Origin of the sequence: Aeromicrobium sp. Root236, assembly GCF_001428805.1 — a bacterium.
Lineage (GTDB): Bacteria > Actinomycetota > Actinomycetes > Propionibacteriales > Nocardioidaceae > Aeromicrobium.
This window is the reverse complement of record NZ_LMIS01000001.1, coordinates 2,055,919-2,080,720: the sequence shown is the minus strand read 5'-3', so window position 1 is coordinate 2,080,720 and position 24,802 is coordinate 2,055,919. Positions and strand designations below refer to the sequence as shown.

Annotated in this window: 21 protein-coding genes and 1 tRNA gene; 12 read left to right on the top strand and 10 right to left on the bottom strand. The window is 70.7% G+C overall.

What is annotated here, in order from left to right; translation table 11 throughout:
• Nucleotides 1-35: 35 nt before the first annotated feature.
• Both ASE12_RS20540 and ASE12_RS10470 read right to left on the bottom strand, forming a co-directional pair.
• Complete coding sequence (locus tag ASE12_RS20540) at nt 36-2,531, bottom strand: LuxR C-terminal-related transcriptional regulator (protein WP_056400075.1); 2,496 nt, start codon at nt 2,529-2,531, stop codon at nt 36-38.
• A 374-nt stretch (nt 2,532-2,905) separates the two neighbouring features.
• The gene (locus ASE12_RS10470; protein ID WP_056400073.1) at nt 2,906-3,382 is read right to left on the bottom strand and encodes a hypothetical protein; all 477 of its coding nucleotides are present in this window, start codon (nt 3,380-3,382) and stop codon (nt 2,906-2,908) included.
• A 302-nt stretch (nt 3,383-3,684) separates the two neighbouring features.
• Between ASE12_RS10470 and ASE12_RS10465 the strand changes: the two genes are divergently transcribed.
• Together ASE12_RS10465 and ASE12_RS10460 are read left to right on the top strand one after the other, a co-directional pair.
• Nucleotides 3,685-5,061 carry a ricin-type beta-trefoil lectin domain protein gene (locus ASE12_RS10465; RefSeq protein WP_235508886.1) on the top strand — a complete coding sequence of 459 codons (1,377 nt, stop codon included), beginning with the start codon at nt 3,685-3,687 and terminating at the stop codon, nt 5,059-5,061.
• Between the two features lie 100 nt (nt 5,062-5,161).
• Nucleotides 5,162-5,704, top strand: coding sequence for a sugar O-acetyltransferase (locus ASE12_RS10460; RefSeq protein WP_056400071.1), 543 nt, complete (start codon nt 5,162-5,164; stop codon nt 5,702-5,704).
• A gap of 281 nt (nt 5,705-5,985) precedes the next feature.
• Here the strand turns inward: ASE12_RS10460 and ASE12_RS10455 are convergent.
• A tRNA-Gly gene (locus ASE12_RS10455) sits at nt 5,986-6,056 on the bottom strand.
• A 57-nt stretch (nt 6,057-6,113) separates the two neighbouring features.
• On the opposite strand from ASE12_RS10455, the gene dcd reads away from it, so the two are divergent.
• Nucleotides 6,114-6,689 (top strand): dCTP deaminase, encoded by a 576-nt coding sequence (gene dcd / locus ASE12_RS10450; protein WP_056400070.1) that lies wholly within the window; start codon nt 6,114-6,116, stop codon nt 6,687-6,689.
• A gap of 53 nt (nt 6,690-6,742) precedes the next feature.
• Here dcd and ASE12_RS10445 read toward each other — a convergent pair whose 3' ends face one another.
• Complete coding sequence (locus ASE12_RS10445) at nt 6,743-7,324, bottom strand: hypothetical protein (RefSeq protein ID WP_056400067.1); 582 nt, start codon at nt 7,322-7,324, stop codon at nt 6,743-6,745.
• 237 nt (nt 7,325-7,561) lie between these two features.
• On the opposite strand from ASE12_RS10445, the gene ASE12_RS10440 reads away from it, so the two are divergent.
• Together ASE12_RS10440 and ASE12_RS10435 are read left to right on the top strand one after the other, a co-directional pair.
• Nucleotides 7,562-8,470, top strand: coding sequence for a pseudouridine-5'-phosphate glycosidase (locus tag ASE12_RS10440; RefSeq protein ID WP_056400065.1), 909 nt, complete (start codon nt 7,562-7,564; stop codon nt 8,468-8,470).
• The gene (locus ASE12_RS10435) at nt 8,467-9,291 is read left to right on the top strand and encodes a carbohydrate kinase family protein (RefSeq protein WP_056400064.1); all 825 of its coding nucleotides are present in this window, start codon (nt 8,467-8,469) and stop codon (nt 9,289-9,291) included. Before ASE12_RS10440 ends, ASE12_RS10435 begins: the two co-directional genes overlap by 4 nt.
• A 4-nt stretch (nt 9,292-9,295) precedes the next feature.
• On the opposite strand, the gene ASE12_RS10430 is transcribed toward ASE12_RS10435, so the two are convergent.
• Genes ASE12_RS10430 through ASE12_RS10415 form a run of 4 tightly spaced genes read right to left on the bottom strand, consistent with a single transcriptional unit; the run spans nt 9,296 to nt 13,371 of the window.
• Nucleotides 9,296-9,907 (bottom strand): hypothetical protein, encoded by a 612-nt coding sequence (locus ASE12_RS10430; RefSeq protein WP_056400063.1) that lies wholly within the window; start codon nt 9,905-9,907, stop codon nt 9,296-9,298.
• Nucleotides 9,904-11,247, bottom strand: a complete 1,344-nt coding sequence (locus tag ASE12_RS10425; protein ID WP_056400062.1) for an MFS transporter — start codon at nt 11,245-11,247, stop codon at nt 9,904-9,906. Before ASE12_RS10425 ends, ASE12_RS10430 begins: the two co-directional genes overlap by 4 nt.
• A gap of 25 nt (nt 11,248-11,272) precedes the next feature.
• A complete protein-coding gene (locus ASE12_RS10420) occupies nt 11,273-12,163 on the bottom strand; it encodes a carbohydrate kinase (protein ID WP_056400060.1) in 891 nt (296 codons plus the stop codon).
• Nucleotides 12,160-13,371, bottom strand: coding sequence for an AGE family epimerase/isomerase (locus tag ASE12_RS10415; RefSeq protein WP_056400057.1), 1,212 nt, complete (start codon nt 13,369-13,371; stop codon nt 12,160-12,162). Before ASE12_RS10415 ends, ASE12_RS10420 begins: the two co-directional genes overlap by 4 nt.
• 208 nt (nt 13,372-13,579) lie before the next feature.
• On the opposite strand from ASE12_RS10415, the gene ASE12_RS10410 reads away from it, so the two are divergent.
• Both ASE12_RS10410 and ASE12_RS10405 read left to right on the top strand, forming a co-directional pair.
• On the top strand, nt 13,580-14,494 hold the full coding sequence (locus tag ASE12_RS10410; RefSeq protein WP_056400054.1) for an ABC transporter ATP-binding protein: 915 nt from the start codon (nt 13,580-13,582) through the stop codon (nt 14,492-14,494).
• A complete protein-coding gene (locus ASE12_RS10405; RefSeq protein WP_056400053.1) occupies nt 14,491-15,285 on the top strand; it encodes an ABC transporter permease subunit in 795 nt (264 codons plus the stop codon). Before ASE12_RS10410 ends, ASE12_RS10405 begins: the two co-directional genes overlap by 4 nt.
• An 82-nt stretch (nt 15,286-15,367) precedes the next feature.
• Here the strand turns inward: ASE12_RS10405 and ASE12_RS10400 are convergent, their stop codons facing one another.
• Together ASE12_RS10400 and ASE12_RS10395 are read right to left on the bottom strand one after the other, a co-directional pair.
• Entirely contained in the window at nt 15,368-17,176 is a 1,809-nt protein-coding gene (locus tag ASE12_RS10400; protein ID WP_056400052.1) for an alpha/beta fold hydrolase, read from the bottom strand.
• A gap of 52 nt (nt 17,177-17,228) precedes the next feature.
• Nucleotides 17,229-17,972 carry an IclR family transcriptional regulator gene (locus ASE12_RS10395; RefSeq protein WP_056400050.1) on the bottom strand — a complete coding sequence of 248 codons (744 nt, stop codon included), beginning with the start codon at nt 17,970-17,972 and terminating at the stop codon, nt 17,229-17,231.
• A 79-nt stretch (nt 17,973-18,051) separates the two neighbouring features.
• Between ASE12_RS10395 and hutH the strand changes: the two genes are divergently transcribed.
• The 5 genes from hutH to hutI all read left to right on the top strand — a co-directional run bounded on the left by hutH (nt 18,052) and on the right by hutI (nt 24,783).
• On the top strand, nt 18,052-19,629 hold the full coding sequence (gene hutH, locus ASE12_RS10390) for a histidine ammonia-lyase (RefSeq protein ID WP_056400049.1): 1,578 nt from the start codon (nt 18,052-18,054) through the stop codon (nt 19,627-19,629).
• Nucleotides 19,622-21,277 carry a urocanate hydratase gene (hutU, locus tag ASE12_RS10385; RefSeq protein ID WP_056400048.1) on the top strand — a complete coding sequence of 552 codons (1,656 nt, stop codon included), beginning with the start codon at nt 19,622-19,624 and terminating at the stop codon, nt 21,275-21,277. The genes hutH and hutU overlap by 8 nt, the downstream gene beginning before the upstream one ends.
• Before the next feature lie 85 nt (nt 21,278-21,362).
• Nucleotides 21,363-22,532, top strand: coding sequence for an allantoate amidohydrolase (locus tag ASE12_RS10380; RefSeq protein ID WP_056400047.1), 1,170 nt, complete (start codon nt 21,363-21,365; stop codon nt 22,530-22,532).
• Nucleotides 22,529-23,659, top strand: a complete 1,131-nt coding sequence (locus tag ASE12_RS10375) for a formimidoylglutamate deiminase (protein WP_056400044.1) — start codon at nt 22,529-22,531, stop codon at nt 23,657-23,659. Before ASE12_RS10380 ends, ASE12_RS10375 begins: the two co-directional genes overlap by 4 nt.
• A complete protein-coding gene (gene hutI / locus ASE12_RS10370; protein WP_056404734.1) occupies nt 23,656-24,783 on the top strand; it encodes an imidazolonepropionase in 1,128 nt (375 codons plus the stop codon). The genes ASE12_RS10375 and hutI overlap by 4 nt, the downstream gene beginning before the upstream one ends.
• The last annotated feature ends 19 nt before the right edge of the window (nt 24,784-24,802 follow it).

The window sequence follows — 24,802 nt, the reverse complement described above, 5'->3', positions numbered from 1 at the left end:
CGCACATGGCGTCGGCGAGGGGTGGCGAGGTCGGCTCAGGCGAGGTGCTGCCGCAGCGCGGCGGAGACCTGGCCCCGCCGGTTGACGCCGAGCTTGGCGTAGACGCGTGACAGGTGGGTTTCGACGGTGCGCCGGGACAGGTGCAGGCGGGCCGCGATCTCGGGACTGCTGAGCCCGGCGGCGACGAGCCCGGCGATCTCGGCCTCGCGCCGCGACAGGCCGGCCTGGGTTGCCGCCCGCCGAGGGAGCCAGTGGCCGAACCGGGCGAGCTGCGCGACGGAGGCGTCCTCGAGCTCGGAGTCCGCGTCGACGATGCCGCCGATGTGGTTGACGAGCGCAGGTGCGAGGGGTGCGTCGACGAGCTCGGCCAGCTCACGGGCACGGACGGCCGCGCCGCAGTCGCGGGCGGTCTCGGCGTCACTGGTGGCAACGAGGTCGATCGCCCGGAGCTCGGCCAAGTAGTAGCCGCGGACCTCGGCCCACAGCGCCGTCGCGGCCGCCTGGCTGGTGGCGTCGTCGTTGCCGAGGCCGGCCAGGGTGGCGATGACCTGGATGCGTACGTCGCTCTCGAAGGCCCGGCTCGCCCGCAGGGGAGTCCGGTCGACCAGACGGCACAGCTCGGCCGCCCGCTCGGTGTCGCCGATCATCATGGCGCAGTGCGCTTCGCTCGCGAACGCCCAGGCGGCGAACCCGCTGGGATCGCGGCGGTCGAACAGCTTGTGGGCAGCGCGGAACTGGTCGTCGGCCTCCTGCCACCGGCCCTCAGCCGCGAGGAGCCGCGCCTCGCCGGCGTGGACCAGGGCCGAGTCGAGCCGGCTGACGGTGCCCGCCGGGCGCGGGTCGACACCCAGCCGGCGGGCCTCCTCGACCCGCCCGGAGACCAGCAAGGACAGGAACGTCGTCAGGTGGATCTCGGTGCCGACCCGGGGCATCGTGGCATCGAACGACGAGGCTGCCGTGGCGTAGCGCTCCGAGAGCGCCAGCGCCTCGGACGTACGCCCACGCCAGGTCAGCGCCAGGATGGCCGGCGCGACCCCTTGGAGCATCCAGCCGGAGACATGGGCGTGCTCGGTGCCGAGCTCGCGGCCCATCGTGGCGGCGGGTCGGAAGTCGCCGGACCAGGCATGTCGCGAGATGCGCGACATGCGGTAGCGCAGCACGTGATCCATCGTGCCGCCATGCTCGATGACGTGGTGATAGGCGTCGTCCATCAGCTCGATCGCCGCGATCGGCTTGTCGAGGCCGTACTGGAGGATGTCGGCCCTCAGCTCCTGCAGATCGAGGAACGCGTCGGCGTCGGTCTCGTCTGTCTCCGGTTGGATGCTGCTGCGCAGCGAGATCGCCTTGTCGACGTCCGCCAGTGCGAGCCTCGCCCGGTCACGGAACCGCAGCTCACGGGCGCGAATCGTCAGGGCGTCGATCCGGTCGCGAGGATCGGTCGCCGACTCGAGCGCGGCGGTCGCGAACGAGATCGCCTGGTCGTAGCGACCGAGCGTGGCGGCCGCGCTCGCCGCTCTCACGATGTCGGGCACGTTGGCGTCCGCGCCGCACTCGAACGTCCACTCGGCCCAGCGCACCAGGCCGCTCAGTGTCTGCGGCGGGGACGAGGTGCCGTAGACCGTGCCGAGCAGCTGATGGCTGCGGCTCGGCGTGGTGGTCTGTCGCAGGCACTGGGCGTAGAGCGGATAGACGAGGCGCAGCGAGGGGACGGTGTGCCGCCCCGCGGTGCGGCTCTCGGAGATGCGGATGATGCCGCGTTCGACCAGGTCGTCGAGCACGACGTCGTCGAGGTGGGGGCGGGCGACGCCGACCGGTATCGGCTCTGCCAGTGCCACCAGCTCGAGGGCGTGGCGCTGCTCGGCCGGCAGGCGCAGGATCTCGGACGTGAGCAGGTCCAACAGGCGGGAGTCCGGCGTGACGCCCCCGTCGATGACCCACGTGCCCCGCCGCTTGACGAGGGTCTCCTGGTCCAGTCCGGCGCGGACGATCTCATACACGAGCATGGGGTTGCCGCCGGTCGACCGGATGACCTCCCGCACCACCCCGTCGTCGACGGGCGCCTCGAGTGCCGCCCACAGCACGGTCTCGACCTCGACGTCGGTGAGGACCGGGACGTCGATGCGTACGACGAGGTCTTCGTGCCAGAGGCTGGACAGTGCGGGCGTCGCCGGAGTCGTCAAGCGCGTCGTGCAGAGCAGGGAGACACCGCCGAGGCGACACAGTCTGGCCACCAGGTTCTGCGTCGCGGCATCCGTGAGGTGGACGTCCTCGACCTGGATGTGCACGCGGCGTCCATCGGCCTGGCGGAGGAGATGGTCGTGGACCGCGGTCGCGAGGAGCCGGGGCGTCAGCTCTGCAACGTCGTCGATCCCGACCAGCAGCGGCTCGGCCGCGGAGAGGTCCAGGCTGCGTTCGGCGTGCGTGCCGACGAGCGTGAACCAGAGGATCTCACCCAGGTCGTCCTGGTCGAGCGTGGCGCGCACCTGCCGGGCGACCTGCGTCTTGCCGACTCCGACACCGCCGACGAGCACGGCGCCGCTGCCGTCGCGAAATCCTTGCAGCGCGATGGAAGCTTGTTCTCGCGGCAGGGAGGGCCACGATGTCGAAAGCCGCGTCGGCAACTCTGCTCCAGCTGTCAGGTGGTTCCGACGACGTCACCACTCCCGGTCGGTCTCCCGATCGCGAGGCTCCCGGATCTCGTCAACGGCACCACGGTCCACCCTCGTACCGATGGCAGGAGTCGAACCCGCCTGTCTCCGATCCACGATCGGACCAGCCCCCCGTCGGGCGCATCGTCGCGGCACGATGTGCTGTGCCGTTCCTTAGACAACCACGCGGAGCCCGAAAGCGGAGGCGTTTTGGGCAAAGAGAAGACGTGCTGTTGCCTAAGGCGGAGTGAATGGAATCAGGCCGCGCGGGTCATGTCCATGATCCAGTTGGTGTCCCAGGTCCGGCCGTCGTCGCGGGAGAAGGCCTGCTCCCACCGCGCGCGGTCGTCGCCGAGGTCGGTCCAGAGGAACTGCACCGTGAGGGCGTGCCCGTCGATCACGTCATCGGCCCGGAAGGTCCCGACCGGCCCGTCGAAGCGGCCTTCCATCGGCGGATCGAGTCGGCCCGGCGACGTGCTGGACGACCACCAGATGCGCCACGTGTCGGACTCCGGCTCGTAGAGGCGAAGCGCCAGGCCGTGGAACTCGCCGACACCGGGCAGCGCGTGGGTCTCGTAGGCCTCGATGTTGCCGGCGCCGCCCGGGAGGGCGCGGTGCTCACCCGTCGAGCCGAACTCATGCCACTCGGTGCACGAGGGGTCGAGCGCGTCCGCGCGCTTGCGGTTGGTCACGTTCCATCGCCCGAGGACGAAGTCGAAGTCGGTGCTCGCCATCCCCTCACGGTAGGCCGCGGCACCGACACAATGTGGCCGGCCGATGAGCGCAACGCCTGTGGGCCGGCAACCGATCGTGCCGCGCCGGCCTTCGGCAACTCTCAGGTCCAAGGGGTTGACGGATGATCGCCGCGAGTGAGACGGTCGTCACATCCCAATGTTTACGCAAACACGGAAGGCTCTTCCCGATGATGTTTACGCAACCATCACTCCAATCGCAGCGTGACCACCGTCTGAGAAGGTTTCGTCACCGCATCGCCTCGGGGGCGATCGCGGCGACCGTCCTCGCAGTCGGCGGACTGGTGGCCGTCGCGCTCTCAGCGCCCGCCGAGGCCTCGACGCAGAGTGCCGGTCACGGCCGCGGGAGCACCAGCGAGTTCCGTGGCGTGAACTGGGCGGACCCGCGGGACAACTACGCGTCGGACGAGGTCGTGCCGTCAGGGCTGAGCACGGCCGACAGCTACGCCACGACCTACCGCAAGTCCACGACCATCGTCTCGGAATTCCGGCACGAGCTGAAGGCCAACACGATCCGGCTTCCCATCAACCCGTCGAGCGTGGGCACGAAGTGGTGGAAGTCGTACCAAGCGGCGATCGACGCCTCCACCGCGAGTGGCTTCAAGGTGATCCTGAGCTACTGGGAGGCCAACGACGCCAAGGACGGCCGCGTCGACAACACGGCGGCATTCAACGCGATGTGGGACACCGTCGTCCAGAAGTACCGGCACAACCCACACGTCTACTTCGAGCCGATGAACGAGCCGTTCGGCTACTCGCTCGACGAGTGGGTGTCGCTGACGTCATCATGGCTGGCGCGGCACCACGATGTCCCGCGGAAGCGCGTCGTCATCTCGGGCACGGGCTACAACGACAACGTCACCGGAGTCGGCGCGGCTCCCGAGCTCAAGGGCACGCTGCTGTCGCTGCACTTCTACGGCTTCTGGGCCTCTGACACCACCGAGGCCGCCTGGCTCGCGAACCTGAAGCCGCGCATCGGGTCGTACGGCTGGCGCACGATCATCGACGAGGCCGGCTCGCCCATGACGACCGGGCTCAACTACGGCAACCACGAGGGCAACGTCTACACGTCGTACCTGGGTGCGCTCACCCAGACCGCGCGGGAGCAGGGCATGGGGCTCGTCTACTGGCCCGGCCTGCGCGACGGTGACGCGTACTCGATGACCACGAGGGTCGGTGACCGGCTGCAGGTCAACAGCGAGAGCGGTCTTGCGCAGGTGCAGTGGGGCTGGGGCCTGCTCAAGACCGAGCCGACCAACACCCTGCCGCCGGCGCCTCCCGGTGAGGTGCTGCGAGGTGTCGAGAGCAACCGCTGCGCCGACGTCCCCGGTTTCTCGACGACGAACGGCACGGCGCTGGATCTCTGGGACTGCAACTCCGGCGGCAACCAGCTGTGGAACTGGACCGCTGAGAAGCAGCTCACGGTGTACGCCAACAAGTGCCTCGCGATCGGCGGCGACGGCGCCAGCACCGGCAGTCCGGTCGTGATCGCGGACTGCACCGGCGCGGCCGACCAGCAGTGGGAGCTGAACGCTGACCTGTCGGTCAGCAGCGTCAGCCACCCCGGCCTCTGCCTCCAGGCCGCCGGCACCGGGAACGGCTCGGCGGTCACCGTCGAGTCCTGCAGCGGCGGGTCCAACCAACAGTGGGCTCGTACGTAGCACCAGATCGTGGCCGCCCCCGAGTTCCTCCACTCGGGGGCGGCTGCACGTCCGGGCGAGCCTCCGGAGGCGTGCGGACGGGTCGAGGGATCATCGGTGGATGCCCGACGACTTCCTCATGCGCATCGACAGTCCCGAGTTCAGAGCCATGTCGGAGCGGGTCCTGGAGGTCACCGCGCTGACGTCGCGGCTCAACGGTCTGCCGTTCGAGGACGAGGCGGGCAAGGCTGCGCTGTTCGAGCAGATCCTGGGGCGCCCGCTGAAGCCGCGGGTGACGATCTATCCGCCGTTCTACACCGATCACGGGCTCAACCTGGACATCGCGGAACGGGTGTTCATCAACCAGGGCTGCACGTTCCTGGACTACGCCGGCATCCGGCTCGCGAAGCGCGTCATGATCGCCCCGAAGGTCACGTTCATCACCGCCGGTCACCCGGTCGACCCCGTGGATCGGCGGGTCTGGCTGACCGGCGAGCCCATCGACGTGGAGGAGAACGTCTGGATCGGTGCGGGTGCGACGATCCTGCCCGGCGTCACGATCGGGCGTGACTCGGTGATCGCCGCTGGTGCCGTGGTCGCCGATGACGTACCGGCGCAGTCGCTGGTCACCGGCGCGAAGGCGACGGTGCAACGAAGCTGGTGACGGTGGGGCACTTCGTGCCGAGAGCCGATGACGGGATCCCGGAGGGCCGATGACGGGATCCCTTTGAGTGCAGTCCCTGGGGGCGGCTTCGCCGCGAAGGAGGAACTGCGACGGAGGGGCCCACTCGATTCCCGTCATCGGGGCTGGGCACTTCGTGCCGAGAGCCGATGACGGGATCCCTTTGAGGGAGGGGCTGGAGGGGCGGCTTCGCCGCGGGAGCAACCCCTCGACGGAGGGGCCCACTCGATTCCCGTCATCGGGGCTGGGCACTTCGTGCCGAGAGCCGATGACGGGAATCGAACCCGCGTGTCTTGCTTGGGAAGCAAGCGCTCTGCCATTGAGCTACATCGGCGAGGCCGCAACGCGACCGAGACCAGACTACCGAAGCCGGATGCGTTAGTTTCGACTCGTGCTCCTCTCCGACCGCGACATCCTCGCCGAGATCGACGCCGGGCGAGTCGCCCTCGATCCGTTCGACCGCGAGATGATCCAGCCGTCCAGCATCGACGTGCGGCTCGACAAGTTCTTCCGGGTCTTCGACAACCACAAGTACCCGCACATCGACCCCGCCGCCGACCAGTCCGACCTGACGCGCGAGGTCGAGGTGGGCAGCGACGAGGCGTTCATCCTGCACCCCGGCGAGTTCGTGCTGGGATCGACGTACGAGCTGGTGACCCTCCCCGACGACATCGCGGCGCGGCTCGAGGGCAAGTCGTCGCTCGGTCGCCTCGGGCTGATGACGCACTCGACGGCGGGCTTCATCGACCCCGGGTTCTCGGGTCACGTGACGCTCGAGCTCGCCAACGTGGCGACGCTGCCGATCAAGCTCTACCCCGGCATGAAGATCGGCCAGGTCTGCTACTTCCGCCTGACCTCGCCGGCCGAGAACCCCTACGGATCGGCGAAGTACGGCTCCCGCTACCAGGGCCAGCGCGGTCCGACGGCGTCGCGCTCGCACGCCAACTTCCACCGCACCGACATCTGACGTACGCGAAAGGGCCCCGCACCGTGGTGGTGCGGGGCGCTTCGTCGTACGGGTCAGGCGTTCTGGCCCTTGCGAGCGCGGAGCGCGAGCGCAGCGCCCGACGCGGTCACGAGCGCGCCGCCGGCCAGCAGCCAGACGAGGTCGAGGCCACCATCGTGCTGCTCGTCGGCCAGGCCCGCGTCGATCCGTGTGGGGAGCTCGACGGTGTCGGTCGAGGGGACCTCGGCGACGTCGACGGCCGGCTTGGTGTCATCGGTGCTGTCGTCCTTGCCTCCGCCTCCACCGCCGTTGTGGGGGCCGTCCTTGTCGTCGTCGTTGCCGCAGGTGCCGTGCGTGGGGCAGGGCTGTGGGTTCGTGAAGTCGCCCGGCCCGTCGGGGTGCGTCGGCTTCGGCTTGGGGGCGGCCTTGTCCTTGGGCTCGACCGGGGGCTTCGGCTTGGGCGCGACCTTGTCCTTGGGCTCGACCGGGGGCTTGGGCTTCGGGACGGCGATCTTGTCGACCGGCGGCTCGGGGTCGGTGTCCGGCTGGACGATGATGACCGGGCCGTCGGACGCCATGGCGCTGGTCGGCACCATCGTGAAGGCGGCGGTGGCCAGCGGTGCGGCGACGATCAGGTTGCGGATGATGCGGTTCATGTCGTTCTCCTGTGGGTGTGATGCTGCTGTTGGAAGTCGGTGGTGTTGCTTGCTCAGAGGTAGGAGCATCGGGGCCGACAGGTCTTGCAACTTTTCGAGGATGTTTTTCGGACTCCCCTTCCTGGGCGGTGCGTGAGTCGCCTTTCGGCAGGGCTGATGGGCGACCCGGACACCGCCTCGTACGGGGAAGGGCGACTGAGTCACCGCCCAGCGAGGGGGCGTGGCTAGGCTGGCGCGGTGAGTCTTCCCCTGAGCGTCTCTCCCGCCGTTGCCGCTGCGCTGGAAGCCGGTACGCCGGTCGTCGCGCTCGAGTCGACGATCATCTCCCACGGCTTGCCGCGACCCGACAACCTCGAGGCGGCACGGGGGTTCGAGGCGATCCTGAACGGCATGGGTGTCGTGCCGGCGACGATCGCGGTGCTGGACGGCCAGCTCAAGGCCGGGCTGACCGATGAGGAGCTCGTACGCATCGCGGGCGAGGACATCCCCAAGCTCAGCGTCCGGGACCTGCCGATCGTGCTGGCTCGTGGCGGCAGTGGTGCGACGACCGTTGCCGCGACCTCCTACATCGCCAACCTGGCCGGCATCCGGGTCTTCGCGACCGGCGGCCTCGGGGGTGTGCACCGCGGCGCGGCCGAGACGTTCGACGAGTCCGCCGACCTCAAGGTGCTGTCCGAGGTGCCGATCACCGTGGTCTCGGCCGGCGTGAAGTCGATCCTCGACATCCCCGCGACGCTCGAGCGCCTGGAGTCGCTCGGCGTGATCGTCCTGGGCTTCGGGACGGACAAGTTCCCCAGCTTCTGGCTCACGGACTCCGGGTTCGAGCTCGACTGGGCGGTGCCCGACGCCGCGGCGGTGGCTGACGTCATGGCGTCCCGCGACGAGCTGGGCCAGCCCGCCGCGATCCTCGTCGCCAACCCGCTCCCGGTCGCCGAGCAGCTCGACCCTGCTGTCCACGATCGGGCCCTCGCGGACGCGCTGCGCATGGCCGACGAGCAGGGCCTCTCCGGCAAGGAGGTCACGCCGTTCCTCCTGCAGACGATCGTCGGGCTGACCGGCGGCGAGAGCCTGGCGGTCAACCTCAAGATCGCCGAGAACAACATCCGCGTCGCCGGCGAGATCGCCCGGTCCTGGGCGTCGCGATGATCCTGGTCGTCGGTGACCTCGTCGACGACATCGGCGTGCGCCCGCTCGGCACGGTCAACCCGGCGAGCGACACCGTCTCTGAGATCCGCATGACGGCCGGCGGCTCCGCGGCCAACGTGGCGGCCTGGCTCGGGCACCTCGGCACGCCCGTACGCTTCGTCGGCCGCTGCGGTGCCGACGGCGTCGCGCGGCACACCGCAGCCCTCGAGGCGTACGGCGTGGACGCCCGCATCAGCGGCGACCCTGACCTGCCGACCGCGACGATCGTGCTGACCCTCGACGACGAGGCCGACCGCACGATGTACGTCGACCGGGCGGCCAACACGACGCTGACGGCGGCCGACCTCCCCGACGACGTGTGGGACGACGTGACCTGGCTGCACCTGACCGGCTACTCGTTCTTCGACGACGGCGTGCGCCCGGTCGTGCAGGGGCTCATCGCCGAGGCGAAGACTCGGGGGGCGGGGGTCAGCATCGATCCCAGCTCGCTCGGGTTCCTCGAGGCGGCCGGCCGTGAGGTGATGCTCGGGTGGCTCAACGGCGCCGACCTGGTGTTCCCGAACGACGACGAGCAGGGCTTCCTCGCCCTTGACGGCGACCGCGTGGTGCTGACCCGCGGAGCCAAGGGCGCATCGTTCCGCGGCCATGACGTGCCGGCCCTGCCGACCGATGTCGTCGACACCACGGGGGCGGGCGACGCGTTCTGCGCCGGGTTCCTCGCCGCTTGGACGGTCGACGCCGATGCCGGACGAGCCTTGACTGGCGGTGCCAGTGCCGCCGCAGCCTGTGTGGCCGTACGCGGAGCGCGTCCGGTCGCCTGAACCGTCAGACCAGGCCGCGGATGCGGGCCTCGAGCGATGCGGTGACGGCACTGGTGACGGCCTTCGCGACCTGCTGCTCGAGCGCGTCCTGGTCGTCGAGGTTCGTGAGCACCGCGCGCAGGTCGAGGTCGTCGATCGCGCGGATGAGGACGTCATCGGTCTTGACCGCGGCGTCGATCACCGACGCCGGCAGTGCACGGATGACGTTCTTGAGCAGCTCGTTGAGGTCCGCGGACTCCAGGGACTCGTCGACGAGCTGCGACGCCCGGGGCAGCGTCCCGTCGGCCTTCATGCGGGTGACCGCCGACTTCAGGCCCGCACGCAACGCATCGATCTGGGCATCGGTCGGCTCGTCGGTCTGCGCGAGCTCGAGCGTGAGCGCCTCGCGGCTGACGTGGAGGCGGCACGCGGCGCCATCGATGCCGAGCAGGACGAGCCGCTCGGTGACCCCGTCGATGCCGGTGGCCTGCGGGTTCACCGTACGTTCGACGCACGGGTCAGCCGGTCGGAGCGGCTCGTAGTCCCCGCCGCCGTTGGCGAGCTGCACGCCCACCACGCCGCACACGAGGACCACCGCGGCCACGGGCAGGCCGATCCAGCGACGCGGCGCACTCATCTCGGCCTCCGTCGACCGACCGGGATCAGCGTGACGAGCGCCAGGAGCGCGAGGCCTGCCCCAATGAGGAACGAGTCGCGGAACGCTCGGGTGGCCGCACGCTCCACCTGGGCGTTGAGCTCGCGCTCGAGCCGCGCTGCGGCGGGTCGCTCCGCGGGATCGAGGTCGAGCCGGGCGAAGGCGCGGTGCAGGTCAGGCACCTGCTGCTCCTGCGCCGACAGCTCCTTGCCGAGTGCCTCGGCGACGGCGATCTTGTCCTGCGGCTTGAGGGGTGCGTCGAGCACCAACGAGGTGATCGCCTGCTGAGCCGGCACCTGCGCGTCCCGGAGGTCGGCGGTGAACACCGGTGTGAGGATCGCCAGCCCGACGACTACGCCGATGTGCCGGGCGCCGATCGTCCAGCCGGCGTGGTGCGCGCGGGGCAGGCGCATCTCCATCGCCCGCGTGGTGAGCTGGTCGACGGTCAGCCCGAGGCCCAGGCCGACCAGGGCCTGGGGCGCGATGGTCCAAGCGAGCGCCGCCGAGGGTGGGATCGCGAGCCCGACCAGTCCGCCGGCGACCAGGAAGCAGCCGACGGCGACCTCGACCTCCGACGGTGGCCGCAGCAGCCGGGCGAGTGGACGGGCGGCAAGGGCCGCGAGCGGGACGACGGACACGGTCACCGCTGCGGTCGCGGGCGATCGGCCCCAGCCCTGCACGAGCAGCAGCACCAGCAGGAACAGGGCTGCCGTGAGCGCCGCCGACATCAGCGCGAGGGTGACGTTCGCGCGTACGGCCGGGCGGTGCCGGTCGGGCGTCACCGTCGGAGCAGCGCGTACGGCGAGCGCGGCGGGCACGGCCAGCACCGCGACCGGGACCTGGACGACGAAGATGGCCTGCCACGAGATCGCTTGGGTGAGCAGACCGCCGGCGACCGGACCGAGGGCGGTGCCGACCACTCCGGCGGTGACCCACGAGGCAACGCCGCGCCGTTCGCCGTACGCCGCGACGAGCAGCTCGAGGCAGCCGATCAGCGCCAGCGCGCCGCCGATCGCCTGGAAGCAGCGCGCCATGATCAGGACGTCGATCGAGCCCGCGACGGCGCACACCGCCGACGAGCCGGCGAACACCGCGATGCCGACGGCACTGAAGAGTCGTGGCTGCGCGCGCGAGAACCCCATCGCTGCCGGCACGGCAGCCAGCCCCAGCACGAGGTTGTACGCGATCAGGACCCACGCGACCTGACCGACCGACGCGTCGAGGTGCACGAGGATGTCCGGCAGTGCGAGCGTCACCACCGCGGAGTCGGCGAGCACGAGCGCCACCGTCACGATGAGCAGGGGAGCCACGGCGCGACGCATCACCCCATGGTTGCAGGCAGCGGCGTCAGGGTGTGAGGTCGGCGGTGCGCGGCGGGTCGGCGCCGGGCCGTGAGCAGGTGATCGCCGCGGCACTCGAGGCGTACATCCCGAGGTCCGTCAGCTCGGTGAGGTCGAGCTCGTCGGCCGCGGGCCACGAGTAGGCGGCGCACCACGCGAGCATCGCCGCCATGAACGAGTCGCCGGCGCCGATCGTGTCGACCACCGAGACCGTCGCCGGCTCGATCGTCGCGACGCCCTGTGCGTTGGCGACGATCGCGCCGTCGCCGCCCAGCGTGATCGCCACGAGCGCGCCGCCGCCGGCGAGCCGCTCGGCCAGGGCCGCGGGCTCCTCGCCGGGGAACAGGGTCTCGGCGTCCTCGTCGCTCATCTTGATGATGCCGGCGTGGGGCGCGATGGCCTCGAACGTACGCCGCCACACCTCCGGATCCGGCTCGACCGTGAGGCGGACGTTGGGGTCGTACGACACGGGCACGCCGAGGGCGTCGGCCATCACGACGAGGTCGGCGACCAGGGCCGCGCCGGGCTCGAGCGACGTGCCGAGCGAGCCGACGTGGACGACCTCGAACTCGCCGGGATCCGGCAGCGCCGCGGGGTCCCACGTGAGGTCGAACTCGTAGGACGCGCTGCCGTCGTCGGCAAGCGTCGCCAGGGCACTGGACGTACGGGCGGGCACCGGCTCGAGGACGTCGAGGACGACGTCCGACTCGTGGAGCCGGTCGCGGAGCAGGTCACCGTACGCGTCGTCGGCGAGCTGAGCCGCAAGCCGGGTCGGTACGTCGAGGCGGGACAGCCCGACGGCGACGTTGAACGGTGAACCGCCGGCATGCGGCTCGGGCTCCGCACCGGGACGCTGGACGACGTCGACGAGTGCCTCACCGACGATCAGCGCGGTCATGCGCCGGCGCCCAGGGTCAGCGCGGCCGACGGCGCGAGCGGCAGATCGGGCAGGGTCAGGGCGTTGAACGCGTGATAGGCGTCGGGCTTGCCGCGCCACGTGCGGGCGGTCGGGTGCATCGCGGGGGAGAGCTCGTGGTGCCACGCGCCCGTGTCGCGGTCGATGTAGTGCTCGTCGATCTCCGACCACCAGCGCTCGGCGAGGCCGGCATAGATCCGCTTGCCGGTCCACGCGTGCAGTGCCTCGGCAGCGAGCACCGCCTCGGCGATGACCCAGTGGAACCGCTCCTCGACGATCGCCTCGCCGTGCCAGTTGGTCGTGTAGGGCAGGCCGGGCTCCTCGTCGCTGACGGCGTCGTCGACGGCCCGCGCGAAGAGCGCCTCGGCCGCCTCCTCGATCCAGGGCCTCGGCTCCTCGAGGCCGGCGGCGAGCTGGAGCAGCAGACGGGACCACTCGAACGCGTGCCCGGGCGTCGCGCCGAAGGGCCGGAACGGGTCGGCGGGCTGCTCCTCGTTGTAGGACGGCAGCGGCGTCCAGTCGTGGTCGTAGTGCTCGGGGATCCGCCACTCGTGCGCCCGGGCATGGATGCCGATGATGCGCTCGCAGATCGCCAGCGCCCGCTGCCGCCACACGTCGTCACCGGTGACGTCGGCGGCGACCAGATAGGCCTCGACCGCGTGCATGTTGCTGTTGGCGCCGCGATAGCCGTCGACCTTCGACCAGTCCTCGCTGAGCTCCTCGACGCAGCGGCCCTCGTCGGCGTCCCAGAACTTCTGCCCGTGGATGCGCGCCGCCTCGGCCAGCAGCTCCTCGGCACCCTCGACGCCGGCCGCCCGGGCGCTCGCCGCCGCGAGGAGGACGAACGCGTGGCCGTAGCAACCCTTCGTACGGTCCGGCACGTCGCCGTCGAACTCGACCTGGTCGTACCAGCCGCCGTTGACCTCGTCGTGGAACAGCGTCGACAGGGCGCGTACGCCGTGGCCGGCCATCCGCAACGCGTCGTCCTCGCCCGCGAGGTGCGCGAGCGAGAAGACGTACGTCATGCGGGCGTTGATCCAGAGCTCGAGGACCTTGTCGCGGTCGGGCGTGCCGGAGTCGTCGAGCCAGAAGAAGCCGCCCTCCTGGCGCCACGACTGCCGGGAGAACGCGAGCAGCTTCGCCCGCGCCTCATGTCGCCACTCGGCGCTGCCGGGATCGCTGTGGGTCATGCCGCCGCCTTCAAGAAGAGCCCACGATACGAAGCCGTCGGCATGAGATCTTTTCGTTTCGCTCGCTGGCGCTCGCTCATGGGCCCAACCTATCGACCTTCAGGGTGCGATCAGGGGTTGCCGGGGGTCGTCCCCTGATGTCCCCGAAGGGTCACCGCCAGCACGCTGGAGTCATGACATCAACAGCAGACTCCGGGCGGCGATCCGCATGATCCGCGCCCAAGGACTCACCAAGACGTACGACGGCAAGAACGCGGTCAACGGCATCGACTTCACGGTCGAGCCCGGCCGGGTCACCGGCTTCCTCGGTCCCAACGGCGCCGGCAAGTCGACCACGATGCGGATGATCCTCGGCCTCGACGCCCCGACCAAGGGCAGCGTCACGGTCAACGGTCACCGCTACGTCTCCTCGCCCGCGCCCCTCCGCGAGGTCGGTGCGCTGCTCGAGGCGCACGCCGTGCACCCGGGCCGCTCGGCCCGCAACCACCTGCGCTGGCTCGCCGCGAGCAACGGCATCCCCACGACGCGTGTCGGCGAGGTGCTCGAGCTCGTCGGTCTGGACTCGGTGGCCGCGCAGCGTGCCGGCCGCTTCTCGCTCGGCATGGGCCAGCGCCTCGGCATCGCCGCCGCGCTGATCGGCGACCCGCCAGTGGTCATGCTCGACGAGCCCGTCAACGGCCTCGATCCCGAGGGCGTCCGCTGGGTCCGCTCCCTGGCCCGCCAGCTCGCCGACGACGGCAAGACCGTCTTCGTGTCGAGCCACCTGATGTCGGAGATGGCCCTGATGGCCGATCACCTGATCGTCATCGGCCGCGGCACGATCCTCGCGGACAGCCCGCTGCAGGACTTCATGGCCGAGCACGCCTCCTCCTACGTACGCGTCAAGGCTCCGGAGTCGACCGACGTCGAGGCGCTCCTCGTCGGTCGTGGGCTCGACGTCACGCGGGTCGACGACGAGCTGCGCGTGCAGGGGCTCGATGCCCCGGCGGTTGGCGAGCTGATCGGCAGCCACGGCCTGTTCCTGCACGAGCTGACCCTCGTACGTTCCTCGCTCGAGGACGCGTTCATGGAGCTCACCGCGAACAGTGTCGAGTACCACGCCCGTACGGAGGTGGCGGCATGACGACGCTCGCCGCACCCCCGACGAGCCCGTCGCTCGGACGTACCGTCAGGTCCGAGTGGATCAAGCTCTCCAGCATCCGCTCGACCTGGTGGACGACGCTCGCGATGATCGTCCTCGGCGCCGGCTTCACGACGATCATCTCCGGCGTTGTCGCCGGTGACATCGCCAGCGGCAAGAGCGGCGACTCGCCCGGTGAGTACATCACCCAGGGCCTGATCTTCAGCCAGATCTCGGCGGTGGTCATCGGCGCTCTGGTGGTGACCTCGGAGTACGGCACCGGCCTGATCCGCGCGACCCTCGCAGCGACGCCGGTACGTTCGAGGGTCCTCGCGGCCAAGGCGATCGTGATGAGCGGCTTCCTGTTCGTGATCGGCACCGTCACGGCGTTCGCCGGCTACTTCGGCGGCAACGCGTTCTTCCGCAACGAGGGTGTGGGCATCTCGTTGGGCGACGAGCACATCCTGCGGTCGATGTTCGGCGCCGGGCTCTACATGGCCGGCCTCGGACTGCTCGCTGCTGCTGTCGGTCTGCTCGTGCGCCACACCGCCGCGGCGATCTCGATCGTCCTCGCCCTGGTCTTCATCATCGGCCAGGTCGTGACGCTGATCCCCGGCACGTTCGGCGAGTGGGTCATGAAGCTCATGCCCGGCAACGCGGGCCCCGGCATCGTGGTGCCGGTCTCGTTCGGTGACAACATGCTGTCGCCGTGGACCGGCTTCGCGGTGTTCGTCGGCGAGATCGCGTTGCTGAGCCTGGCCGGGTTCGCGCTGTTCCAGAAGCGCGACGCCTGATTCGGTCCGGCCCCCTTGAGCCAACCCCGGCCCTTGAGCCTGCCGAAGGGGCTCCTTCGACAGGCTCAAGGGTCCCCGAGACTCAGTTCACGACCGGCAGGGTCAGGACCTGTCCGGTCGTGCCGGTCGCGATCGTGACGATGTTGGGCGTCAGGCCGCCGCGATAGTTGGTCGACCCGCCGGCGATGATCAGCCGCAGCGAGTGACCGGCCTCGAAGCGGTGGGCGATCGCGGGCAACGTGACCCGGAACGTCTGGCGTACGTCGGGCACCCGGACGGGAGCGACGAGGTTGTGCACGATCGTCGCCTTGCCGGCTGCGTCGACGTCCGCGATCTTGACGAACAGCACGAGCTTGGCCGGCGACCCGACGTTCTGCGTCGTCTCGGCGACGACGGCCTTGACCTTGAGGTCGAGGGTCGGTGACCCGACCACGTCGACGGGTGAGGCCAGCGCGGACGTCGTGAATGCCGCGGACGTACCCGGCAGGTCGAGCTCGGGCAACGAGATCACGTCACCGAACGCGTCCGCCGGATCGGTCGAGGTCGGGATGCCCGCGACCGGTGTCAGGAACGTCTGTGAGCCGGCCGTCAGACCCGTTGCCGAAGCGCTGAGCGCCTTGCCCGACAGGTAGAGCTTCGCGGACGCGCCGACCGGGTAGGACGCAGCCGTGGCGTACGCGGGAGTGGCGATGCCGGAGTAGGGGACCCAGTCGCGGAAGTAGGTGAACTCCGGTCCGGTGTCGACCGACGAGTCCTTGAGGTAGTGGTCGAACCAGTCCGCCACCCGCCGGGTGTTGTCCTGCGTCGTCGGGTCCGGGTTGCCGAGATCGATCTCGCCGGGTGCGGCGCTCTCGGAGTGGCCCCACTTGGTCCAGACCATCTTGACCGGGGTGCCCTGGGCCTTGAGGGCGCGGTAGTTGGCGATGCCCTCGTTGAGGTTGAAGAGCGTGTCGCCCTGGCCCTGGAAGATCAGGGTCGGCACCTTGACCTTGGAGATGTAGCTGGTGGCCGAGGCGTGGCGCAGCGAGGCGACCTCGCCCGGCGTCAGGGTGCCGGTCGCGGCGGCGTTGACCAACGCCGGGCAGACGAACGAGGCGAAGTTGGGGCAGCCGATCAGGCGGGTCGGGTTGGTCTGGGCGTTGCTCACGCCGTTCTGGATGCCCGAGACGGTGAAGCCGAGGGCCCACAGCAGCTTCGCGGCACCCGGGGTCGACGTGCTGACCCCGACCGTCTGCGACGTGTTGTTGGGCGCCAGCGAGTACGACAGGTCGCTCCAGGTGATCATCGGCACGATCGTGTCGATGCGCTTGTCGAGCGACGCCGCGGCGAACTGGATCGCGCCACCGTACGAGCCACCGACCATGCCCACGCGGGGGTCGTTGGCGACGGCGTGACCTGCGTGGTCGACGGTGTCCTTGCGGATCACGTCGAGCACGGGCGCGGGTGTCTTGTGGGCGGCGTCGGTGAACGCGATCCCGGACTTGCCGCCGAGGTAGCTGACGAGCTGGGTCGCGGCCTTGCCGTCGTAGTCGGGGTCGTCGAGCGTGATCTTGCAGCTCGAGCCGCCGAAGCCGAGTCCCGAGTAGGACAGCACGGCGTAGCCGCGGGCCGCGAACGCCTTGCCGATGCCGGCCTGGTCGTCCTTGGAGCCGCCGAAGCCGTTGGTGGTCAGGATCGCGGGGACGCGGTTGGTGCTGCTGGCGCCCTCGGGGAGGTAGAGGTCGCCGACGATGTCGCACACCTGCGTGCCGAGCGGGCCGACGTTGACCTTGAAGTGCAGGGTCGTCGCAGGCGGTGTCGCGGCATCGGCCGAGAGCGTGGGCGCCGCGACGAGGGCCGCGCTGGTCAGTGCTGCCGCCGCGAGGGCGAGGAGGGGACGACTCGTACGCATGGGACTCCTTGGGGTACCGGTGAGTAACCCAACGAGCCAGGTGTGGTCCGGGTCACGTGTGGCGGAGCCGGCGGGCGATCTCGGCGGCCGTCGCGCGTACGTCGTCGACCAGGTCGCCGACCGGGGTGCGGCTCTCCCAGGTGACCGCGACCGACGCATGGATCGTACCGGCGTCGATGGGCGCGGCGATCGAGGCGAACCCTTCGGTGACCTCGCCGTCCTCCGTCGCATAGCCCCGCTGTCGGGTCGTGACCAGCAGGCGGCGCAGCTCGGTCGGCGACTGCGGGCCCGCTCCGGTGCGGGAGGTGAACGCGCCCTTGCCGGGATAGAGCGCCGTGACCTGCGCGGCCGGCAGCGAGGCGAGGATCGCGCGCCCCGACGCGGTCAGGTGGGCCGGCAGCCGTACGCCCACGTCGGTGACGAGCGGTGGCCGGCCGGGCGCCCGCTCCTCGATCACGTAGAGCACGTCCGCGCCGTGCAGCACGACGAGGTGGGCCGACTGTCCGACCCGGTCGACGAGCCGGGCGAGAGGCACGCGCGCCAGCCGGGCGAGCGGCTCCTGGCGGGCGAAGCCGTGGCCGACCTCCCACGCCGCGATGCCGATGCCCCAGGTGCGGTCGTCCGGGTAGTGGACGACGAAGTCCTCGCCGGCCATCGCGGTCAGCAGGTGGTACGCCGAGGAGCGCGGCAGCCCCAGCTCGCCGGCGATGCGGGCGGCGGAGACCGGGACCGGCTGGCCGGACAGGTACCTGAGCACCCGGAGGGCGGCGGTCGCGGCGGGCACGGAGCGGGGCATGAGCCCAGTGTCTCGCATACGAGACGGATTCGTGTGGATCGCTGTGGCGGCTGGAGGCGCGGAGGCGTGCAATGGAGACATGGCTTTGGTGACCGTGGGAGTGGGCGCGCTGGCGCCGGACGATGTCGTGCGCGTCGCGCGGGAGGGTGCCACCGTCGAGCTGAGCCCTGAGGCGCGGGACGCGATCAAGCGGGCCCGGGCGTACGTCGACGAGCTGGCTGCGTCGGACGTCCCGGTCTACGGCATCTCGACGGGCTTCGGCGCGCTTGCGACGCGGCACATCGAGCCCGGCCTGCGCACCCAGCTGCAGAAGAGCCTGATCCGGTCGCACGCCGCCGGCACCGGTCCGCGCGTCGAGGACGAGGTCGTGCGCGCGCTGATGCTGCTGCGGCTCTCGACCCTCGCGAGTGGCCACACGGGCGTACGCCTGGAGACCGCCGAGGCGTACGCGTCGATGCTCAATGCCGGGCTGACGCCGGTCGTCCGGGAGTACGGCAGCCTCGGTTGCTCCGGTGACCTCGCGCCGCTGTCACACTGCGCGCTCGCGGTGATGGGCGAGGGTGAGGTGGACGACCACGGGGTCGTACGTCCCGCAGCCGAGGCGCTCGCCGCGCACGGCCTCCAGCCCGTCGAGCTCGCCGAGAAGGAGGGCCTCGCGCTGATCAACGGCACCGACGGCATGCTGGGGATGCTGGTGCTGGCCCTGCACGACCTGCGCCGCCTGCTCGACACCGCCGACCTGGCCGCCGCGATGAGCATCGAGGGGCTCATGGCGACGGATCGCGTGCTCGCTGCCGACCTGCAGGCGCTGCGCCCGCACCCGGGCCAGGCCGAGTCGGCGGCGCACATGGCGGCGCTGCTGGCCGGGTCGCCGATCGTGTCGAGCCACCGGCACGGCGACGGTCGCGTGCAGGACGCGTACTCACTGCGGTGCGCTCCGCAGGTGCATGGTGCGGCGCGGGACACCCTCGAGCACGCAGCGACGGTCGCCGGTCGTGAGCTCGCGTCGGCGATCGACAATCCCTCGGTGCTCGACGACGGTCGCATCGAGTCGCACGGCAACTTCCACGGAGCGCCGCTGGCGTACGTGCTGGACTTCCTCGCGATCCCGGTCGCCGACGTGGCGAGCATGAGCGAGCGGCGTACGGACCGGTTCCTCGACGTGACGCGCAGCCAGGGGCTGCCGCCGTTCCTCGCCGACGATCCGGGCGTCGACTCGGGGCACATGATCGCGCAGTACACGCAGGCCGCGATGGTGTCCGAGCTCAAGCGGCTCGCGGCGCCGGCCAGCGTCGACTCGATCCCGTCGAGCGCGATGCAGGAGGACCACGTCTCGCTGGGCTGGTCGGCGGCACGCAAGCTGCGTACGTCCGTGGACCTGCTGACCCGCGTGCTGGCGATCGAGATCCTGACCGCCGCGCGCGGAATCGACCTGCGGGCTCCGCTCGAGCCGTCGGCCGCGACGGGTGCCGCGATCGCGGTGCTGCGTACGAAGGTCGCCGGGCCCGGACCCGACCGCCACCTCTCACCCGATCTTGAGGCCGCCACGGAGCTCGTCCGCGACGGCTCCCTGCTGGATGCCGCCCATTCATCGCTGGTCGAGCTTGTCGAGACCACCGATGTCCTTTCGACAAGCTCAAGGACCGAACATGACTGACCGACCCACCGTCCGTGCTGCCCATGGCTCGACCTTGACCGCGAAGTCGTGGCAGACCGAGGCGCCGATGCGCATGCTGATGAACAACCTCGACCCCGAGGTTGCCGAGCGCCCGGAGGACCTCGTCGTCTACGGCGGCACGGGTCGCGCGGCGCGGAGCTGGGAGGCGTACGACGCGATCGTCCGCACGCTCGAGACCCTCGGGGATGACGAGACCTTGCTGGTGCAGTCCGGCAAGCCGGTGGGCGTCTTCCGTACGCACGAGTGGGCGCCGCGCGTGCTGATCGCCAACTCCAACCTCGTCGGCGACTGGGCGACGTGGCCGGAGTTCCGCAAGCTCGAGGCCGAGGGCCTGACGATGTACGGCCAGATGACCGCGGGCTCGTGGATCTACATCGGCACGCAGGGCATCCTGCAGGGCACCTACGAGACGTTCGGCGCCGTGGCGCGCAAGAGGTTCGGCGGCACGCTCGCCGGCACGTTGACGCTGACCGGTGGCGCGGGCGGCATGGGTGGCGCGCAGCCACTGGCCGTGACGATGAACGAGGGCGTCGCGCTGGTCGTCGACGTTGACGAGACGCGACTGGAGCGCCGGGTCAAGCACGGCTACCTCGACGAGTACTGGACCGACCTCGACGAGGCGGTCGACCGTGCAGTGGCAGCCAAGAACGAGGGCCGTGCCCTCTCGGTCGGCATCGTCGGCAACGCCGCGACCGTGTTCACGGAGCTGCTCGAACGCGGCACCCCGATCGACATCGTGACGGACCAGACCAGCGCGCACGACCCGCTGAGCTACCTGCCCGAGGGCATCTCGGTCGCCGACTGGCACGCCGAGGCCGAGCGCGACGCCGCCGGGTTCACCGACAAGGCGCGCGCGTCGATGGCCAAGCACGTACGCGCGATGGTCGGCTTCATGGACGCCGGCGCCGAGGTCTTCGACTACGGCAACTCGATCCGCGAGGAGGCCCGCCTGGGCGGGTTCGAGCGCGCCTTCGAGTTCCCCGGATTCGTCCCGGCGTACATCCGGCCGCTGTTCTGCGAGGGCAAGGGCCCGTTCCGCTGGGCCGCGCTGTCCGGCGACCCGGCCGACATCGCCGCGACCGACCGCGCGATCCTCGAGCTGTTCCCCGAGGACGAGCACCTGGCGCGCTGGATCACCAAGGCGCAGGAGAAGGTGCACTTCGAGGGCCTGCCGGCTCGCATCTGCTGGCTCGGCTACCAGGAGCGGCACCTCGCCGGGCTGCGGTTCAACGAGATGGTGGCGTCCGGTGAGCTCAGCGCACCGGTCGTGATCGGCCGCGACCACCTCGACTCCGGCTCGGTGGCCTCGCCCTATCGCGAGACCGAGGCGATGGCCGACGGCTCCGACGCGATCGCGGACTGGCCCCTGCTCAACGCGTTGCTCAACACCGCCTCGGGTGCGACCTGGGTGTCGATCCACCACGGCGGCGGCGTCGGCATCGGCCGTTCGATCCACGCCGGTCAGGTCATCGTCGCCGACGGCACCGAGCTCGCGGCCCAGAAGATCGAGCGCGTCCTGGTCAACGACCCGGGCACGGGAGTCATGCGCCACGTCGACGCCGGCTACGACCGGGCCGCCGAGGTGGCGAAGGAACGCGGCCTCCGAGTGCCCATGCTGGAGGGCTGATCCCGGTGGTTGTCGTTTCCCCAGGCTCAACGACCGATCGCTCGAGTGGCCACATGGTCCTTGAGCTTGTCGAAAGGACGTGACCATGCTTGACGCGATCGCTGACATCGGGCTTGATCCGCGGACCGGCGGCTATCGCCGCTTCGCGTGGAGCGACGCCGACATGGAGCTGCGCGAGTGGTTCGCCGGCGAGGCGGCGGGCCGCGGCATGGAGCTCGTCGAGGACGGCAACGGCAACCAGTTCGCGTGGTGGGGCAGCGGCGACGACGCCCTGCTGATCGGCTCGCACCTCGACTCGGTGCCCGACGGTGGAGCGTACGACGGCCCGCTCGGCGTCGTATCGTCGTTCGCCGCGATCGACAGGCTGCGCGCCGACGGCTTCGCCCCGAACCGGCCGGTCGTCGTGGGCAACTTCGCCGACGAGGAGGGCGCCCGTTTCGGCATCGCCTGCGCCGGGTCGCAGCTCGTCACCGGCGCGCTCGACCCCGCCAAGGCGCTCGGCCTCAAGGACCGCGACGGCCTGACGCTCGCCGAGGTGCTGACCGCACGGGGAAGAGACCCACGGGCTGTCGGGCGTACGAACCTCCTCGAGAGCATCGGGACGTTCGTCGAGCTGCACGTCGAGCAGGGCCGCTCGCTGATCCACTCCGACGCGGCCGTCGGTGTCGCCACCGCGATCTGGCCCCATGGTCGCTGGCGGCTCGACTTCTGCGGCGAGGCCAACCATGCCGGGGCGACGCTGATGGAGGACCGTCACGATCCGATGCAGGCGTATGCCGCGACCGTGCTGGCGTCCCGCCGGCTCGCCACTGCCGCGGGAGCCCGGGCCACGTTCGGGCGGCTCGAGGTCGAGCCCGGCGGGACCAACGCGATCCCCTCACGCGTACGGGCATGGCTCGACGCACGTGCCGCGGATGAGGGACAGCTCGACGCCTTGGTCGACGCCCTGGTCCACCAGGCCCGTGCCGCCGCCGACCCCGACGGCACGACCGTGACCCTGACGACTGAGTCGGTCAGCCCCGCCGTCGAGTTCGATGCACCGCTGCGCGATCGCCTGGCGACACTGCTGGATGCGCCGGTGCTGCCCACCGGCGCCGGCCACGATGCCGGCGTGCTCAGCCCACACGTGCCGACGGCGATGCTGTTCATCCGCAACCCGACGGGCGTCTCGCACTCGCCGGCCGAGTTCGCCGAGGACGCCGACTGCGAGGCCGGTGTCGATGCGCTGGCCGCCGTCGTCGAGGACCTCGCGTGACGACCGTCCCGGCGTTCGCCAACTGCCACAGCCATGTCTTCCACCGCGCGCTGCGCGGGCGCGTCACGGGCGCCGACTCGTTCTGGAGCTGGCGCGACCAGATGTACGCCCTCGCGGCGGTGCTGGACCCTGACCTGCTGTTCGACCTGGCTCGGGCGACGTACGCCGAGATGCATGCCGCAGGCATCCGCAGCGTCGGCGAGTTCCACTACCTCCACCACCAGCCGGACGGTCGGGCGTACGACGATCCCAACGCAATGGGCGAGGCACTGATCGCCGCTGCCCGTGAGGCCGGCCTACGCATCGCGTTGCTCGACACGTGCTACCTCGCGGCAGGCTTCGGCCTTTCGACAGGCTCAAGGAGCAGGGACCCCGAGGGCGTGCAGCGAAGGTTCAGTGACGGCGACGCCGATGCGTGGGCGTCGCGCGTCGGCGACCTGGCCCGGAAGCACGCGGGCGAGGACGACGTCGTCATCGGCGCCGCGATCCACTCCGTACGTGCCGTCCCCCGCGCCCAGCTGGCGACCGTCGCCGACGCGTTCCCTGATGCGCCATTGCACGTGCACGTCTCGGAGCAGCCTGCTGAGAACGAGGAGTGCCTGGCGGCGACCGGGCTGACGCCGGTCGCGCTGCTCGCCGATGCCGGCGCCTGGACACCCCGCACCACCGCCGTCCACGCGACGCACCTGACGCCTGATGACGTCGCGACGCTGGGAGACGCCGGGGCGTACGTGTGCTTCTGCCCGACGACCGAGGCGGAGCTCGCGGACGGCATCGGGCCGAGCGTCGCGCTCCGTGAGGCCGGGGCGAGGCTGACACTGGGCTCGGACAGCAATACCGTCATCGACATGTTCGCCGAGGCCCGCTCCGTCGAGATGCACCAGCGGCTGGCCTCCGGCGTACGTGGTGCCTGGAGCGCCGAGCAGCTCTGGCGGGCCGCGAGCTCGACGGGTCATGAGTCGCTGGGCTTCGCCGGTGGCGAGACGATCGAGATCGGCGAGTCCGTACGCACGGCGGGCGCTGACGAGGTGCTGTGGGCCGCGAGTGCGGAGGACGTCCTCGGCGACCGCAGCGATGTCGCGGAGCAGCTCGAGGCAGCGATCGACGCATGCTGGAGTCGTACATGACCGCGCACCTGGTGACCAACATCGGTGAGCTCGTGACGTGGGACGCCGACCGGCCGATCCTGCACGACGCCGCGTTCGTCGTCGAGGCAGGTCGCATCGTCTGGTTCGGCCACCGGGCCGATGCTCCGGAAGCCGACTCGTCGAGCGATGTCGGCGGTGCCACCGTGATCCCCGGCTTCGTCGACTCGCACACGCACCTCGTGTTCGCCGGCGACCGGTCGGCCGAGTTCGAAGCACGTATGACCGGGGAGCCGTACGCCGCGGGTGGCATCCGCACGACGGTCGCCGCCACGCGGGCAGCACCCGACGAGCAGCTCCGCGCCAACGTGGCCCGCCACCTCGCGGAGATGAGGGCGCAGGGCACGACGACCGCCGAGATCAAGAGCGGCTACGGCCTCACGGTCCTCGACGAGGCCCGGTCGCTCGCGATCGCCGGCGAGCTCACCGACGAGACGACCTTCCTCGGCGCCCATGTCGTGCCGGAGGGGAGTGGCGTCGACGCGTACGTCGACCTCGTCACCGGGCCGATGCTCGAGAAGTGCGCCCCGTACGCCCGATGGATCGACGTGTTCTGCGAGGAGGGGGCGTTCGGCGCGGACGAGGCGCGCACCGTCCTCGAGGCAGGGAAGGCTGCCGGGCTGCTCCCACGCATCCACGCCAACCAGCTCGGCCATGGCCCTGGGGTGCAGCTCGCCGTGGAGCTCGGCGCCGCGGCCGCGGACCACTGCACGTACCTCAGCGATGCCGATGTCGACGCGCTCGCCGGCTCGGACACCGTCGCCGGGCTGCTGCCGGGTGTCGAGTTCTCGACCCGCCAGCCCTACCCCGACGCGCGACGGCTGCTCGACGCCGGCGTCACGGTGTCGCTGGCGACCGACTGCAACCCCGGCAGCTCCTACACCTCGTCGATGCCGTTCTGCATCGCCGTCGCCGTACGCGACATGGGCATGAGCCCCCGCGAGGCGCTCTGGTCCGCGACCAAGGGCGGTGCCCAGTCGCTGCGCCGCGACGACGTCGGTCATCTCGCGGTCGGCGCCAAGGCCGACTACGCGGTGCTCAACGCCCCGTCATTCGTGCACCTGGCCTACCGCCCGGGCGTTCCGCTGGTGGCTACCGTGAGCTGAGCTGCGCATTCTGGCCAAT